Raw genomic sequence first — 4,115 nt, 5'->3', positions numbered from 1 at the left:
CATCCCTGTGTAATTATAAAAATTTGTGCTCTTATACAAGAGTTTTAATCATAGAAAATCTCCTCATTTCTGAGGAGATTTAAAGCTTAAACCTTTTTCCTAGCAGCAGGCTTTTTGGCAGCGCTTGATGTACTCTTACTATCCTTAAGCTTCCATATAGTTGTAGGCTTGAACTTATATGGATCGGAAACAAGAGCGGTTTTTAAGACCTCTTCAATGCGGGATACAGGCTTGATAGTCATCTTTTCCTGTACCACATGAGGAATATCCCACAGATCCTTCTCGTTCTCCTTAGGGATCATCACTGTTTTAATACCGCCGCGCATTGCAGCTAAAAGCTTCTCTTTCAGACCGCCGATTGGCAGAACATCACCACGAAGAGTAATCTCACCTGTCATGGCAACATCAGCTCTTACAGCGTTACCGGTCAAGGCTGAAACAACAGCAGTTACCATACCAACACCTGCAGATGGACCGTCCTTTGGAACAGCACCTTCAGGTACATGAACGTGAAGATCACAGGTCTCAAAGAAATCTGAATTCAGGTGCAGATCCTTGGAGAGGGTTCTTACTACAGTAATAGCAGTAGAGATAGACTCCTTCATCACCTCACCGAGTTTACCGGTAAGCTGATGCTTGCCCTTACCTTCATTGGCAACAGCTTCAAGCTGAAGAATATCACCGCCTAATGAAGACCAGGACAGACCGTTAACAATACCAACCTTGTTGTCATTAAGCTTAGAGGTAAAGTCATAACGCTCAGGTCCAAGCATACGGTGAACATCATCCACATTGATTGAAGTATGCTTCAGCTTCTTAGCCTTAGGATGCTCAATCATCAGATCCTTGATGGTCTTGCGGATAAGCTCAGTTAGAATACGCTCAAGCTCACGTACACCTGCCTCATGAGTATAGTAGCGGATCAGATGCAGCAGAGTCTTATCATCAATTGAGATTTCCTTATCTGTTACATGAGCATGTCTTAACTGCTTTGGCAGTAGATGCTCCTTGGCAATATTGAACTTCTCATCCTCTGTATATGAGGAAAGATCAATAATCTCCATTCTGTCCAGAAGAGGACCAGGAATATTGTAGGAGTTAGCGGTTGTAACAAACATTACATTGGACAGATCGTAGTCAATCTCAATGTAGTTATCCTCAAAGGTTGAGTTCTGCTCTGGATCTAAAACCTCCAGCAGAGCTGAAGAAGGATCACCATGAGCAGAGGCGGAAACCTTATCAATCTCATCAAGCAGGAATAAAGGATTGTTTACACCAACCTTTACCATGTTGGATATAATTCTTCCAGGAAGAGCTCCGATATAGGTTCTTCTGTGACCACGGATTTCGGCCTCGTCATTAACACCGCCAAGAGCAACACGAACATACTTTCTGCCGGTTGCATTTGCAATTGATTTACCTAATGAGGTTTTACCGATACCTGGAGGTCCCATCAGACAGATAATTGGACCATGAAGCTTATCTGCTCGAGCCTGTACAGCCAGATACTCTAAAATTCTGTCTTTAACCTTGGTCAGACCATAGTGTTCCTTATCAAGGATCTCTTTGGCCTTCTTCAGATCAACGTTAATTGAGGTGCCGTAATTCCATGGCAGAGTCAATAAAGTCTCAACATAGTTTCTGACAATTGAATACTCTGATGAGTTAACACTCATGGAATTAAGCTTCTTGATTTCTCTCTCAATTCGCTTATGGACATATTCAGGAGCATTCAGATTCTCATTACGGGTAACCAGATTCTGGATATCATCCTCTTCGGACAGAGTAATTCCAAGTTCCTTCTTGATGGCCTTAAGCTGTTCAGAAAGGAAGTATTCCTTCTGATTCTTTTCCATTGAACGTTTGGCAAGATCAATGATGTGATTCTCAAGCTCGGACTTATAGGAGTAGCCGTTTAACAGACTGATAATAATACGGCCTCTCTCAATCGGATTTAAAGTTGAGAGCAGCATAAATTTGGTCTGACTGTCCAGCTTTAAGATCTGAGTCAGCATATCAGTCAGTCTTGATAAGGAAGACTCTTCTAGGATTGCTGTAACCAGATGCTTTGGAACACTGTCTTCTATTAAGGCACGAGAAGTCTTGTCAGAGCTTTCAATTGAGTACTCAAGACAGGATTTAAGGACACTTAAGGTATCATTTACATCTTTAGGAGAAAGCTGTGGCTCTTCTAGAACCAGAACACGAGCTTTTCTAAATGAGGAACCAGGCTCATCTATTACCTCTAAAAGTTTGATTCTGGTATAACCTGAAATCAGACACTGATAGGTATTAGAGTCCTTTTTCTTCATGTTAAGAAGAGTACATAGAACACCGGTCTTATGTAACTCCTTGAAATCAGGTTTTTCGTCAACCTCATTCAACTGGCAGAAAACTGCAATATTTGCACCTTCCTGCTCTTTTGCATATTCAAAAGCGGCAATTGAACTCTCACGAGCTGCTGTAATCTGAAGCTTAGAATTAGGTGTGATGATCAGCGCTCTTAAGGTAATAAGAGGCAGGATCATTTCATTGTTCTCTACAGTCTTCTTTTTAGGAGAAGATTTTTTTATAGTTTTGGTTTCAGTCATTATATAGTTAACTACTTTAAAGTGACGTCCCCATCCATAAACGTGGATTAGGACTATCAGATTGTTTTATCCAGATCTGATTATAAAGATTCAAACCTAATTTATTAGGAAAAAGGCTAAATCTCAGAAAATTTTCTTAAATTGAATTAGATATCTTTAAGCACAGAGAATTATATCATTTTTTAATAAAGCAAAAATCTTTGTACATAAGCTTGTAGGCTTAGAACACATTTTGAAGCGAAATTGCATAATATATTAGAAATTCTCGTGCAAAATGCATCTCAAAATTAAAAATACCTATCAATTTTTCAGAAAGTCTCAGTCATATATATGGGCATAAAGAGAACTAATTTCAAGTTTATCTTCTCAAAAATTCTGAAGATTAGACAAGTTAAATAATTCATTATTTGAGAAGCGTCAGTTCTCCATAACGCTACTCAACATCTGTATTAAATTACGATCACCTCCGTTAACTAGATAATTATCATATAAAACATATACATCATTCAGTTTTGAACAATATAATATATTATTTATTCTTACTATGTTGATTTAGATATTTTGATTATATAGCATACTTATGTTAAAACACTAAGTAGTCATATTTATTATTATAAATACATATAAAATCTTTATAATTAAAATTAAATCTTATAAATAACGGCCAAAAAGTATGCTATAATATATATATTGTTTAATAAAGTTTAAAAATAATAACTATATATATGGCAGATACAAATCTAGCAAAACTTGCTTTTAAATTTAAGCTTGAGCCTAATGGAGAACAGCGACGTTTTTTCAGTAGGGCTGCAGGCTGTACCAGATTTGTATATAACCATTTACTCTTCAAATGCAGGGAAGACTTCAGGGAATATCTTGAGGAAATAGATTCCAGACAGAGTAATGGAGAAGCCTTAAACAGGGATGAAGCAAGGAAGCTTAGTTTCAGACCTTTGTGCTATAAAGGTATTACAGGATTAAACTATCTGCTTCCTGATTTAAGGAAAGAATATCCTTTTTTACAGGAATGTCCTGCTCAGGCTTTACAGCAGAAAGCTCAGGATTTGATGAGAGCCTATCATAGATTCTTTGAAGGAAAAGGCGGTTTACCAAGATTCAAAAAGAAGGTTCTTCATAACAGCTTCAGATTTCCTCAGGGCTTTGAACTTGATGAAGACAGAAAGAAGATATGGCTTCCCAAGATAGGCTGGGTGAAGTACCGTAAATCCAGAAACATCTTTGGTAAACCAAAGAATGTTACAGTTTCACTTAATCATGGTGACTGGTATATCTCTGTTCAGACAGAGTTTGAATTAAATCCTATGATACAGGAACTTAATTTAAATACAGCTGTAGGTATTGATATGGGAGTGGTCAGATTTGCCACCTTATCAGATGAGAACTACATACCGTCATTAAAAGACAGGCTGAATCCTGTTTATGAAAATATAGAAAAACTGCAAAGGAGATTAAGCAGAAAGAAAAAAGATTCAAAAAGATACATTAAACTCAGAATAAAACTCT

General features: G+C 37.5%; 2 protein-coding genes. One reads left to right on the top strand and one right to left on the bottom strand.

All coding sequences use genetic code 11. The annotated features are described in order from the left end of the window. Positions 1-86: 86 nt before the first annotated feature. The gene (gene lon, locus QZU45_RS11125) at positions 87-2,591 is read right to left on the bottom strand and encodes an endopeptidase La (protein ID WP_083425380.1); all 2,505 of its coding nucleotides are present in this window, start codon (positions 2,589-2,591) and stop codon (positions 87-89) included. A gap of 725 nt (positions 2,592-3,316) precedes the next feature. Here lon and QZU45_RS11120 point away from each other — a divergent pair. Then, positions 3,317-4,115: transposase (locus tag QZU45_RS11120; protein WP_295355285.1), on the top strand; the 799-nt coding region annotated here is incomplete at its 3' end.

This window comes from uncultured Succinivibrio sp., assembly GCF_902756765.1.
GTDB lineage: Bacteria > Pseudomonadota > Gammaproteobacteria > Enterobacterales > Succinivibrionaceae > Succinivibrio.
The sequence above is the reverse complement of the archived record's forward strand: the minus strand, read 5'-3'. Positions and strand labels throughout refer to the sequence as shown.

Coding starts and splice junctions, on each gene's coding strand:
- lon (WP_083425380.1), bottom strand. CDS start 2,591: ATGACTGAAACCAAAACTATAAAAAAATCTTCTCCTAAAAAGAAGACT.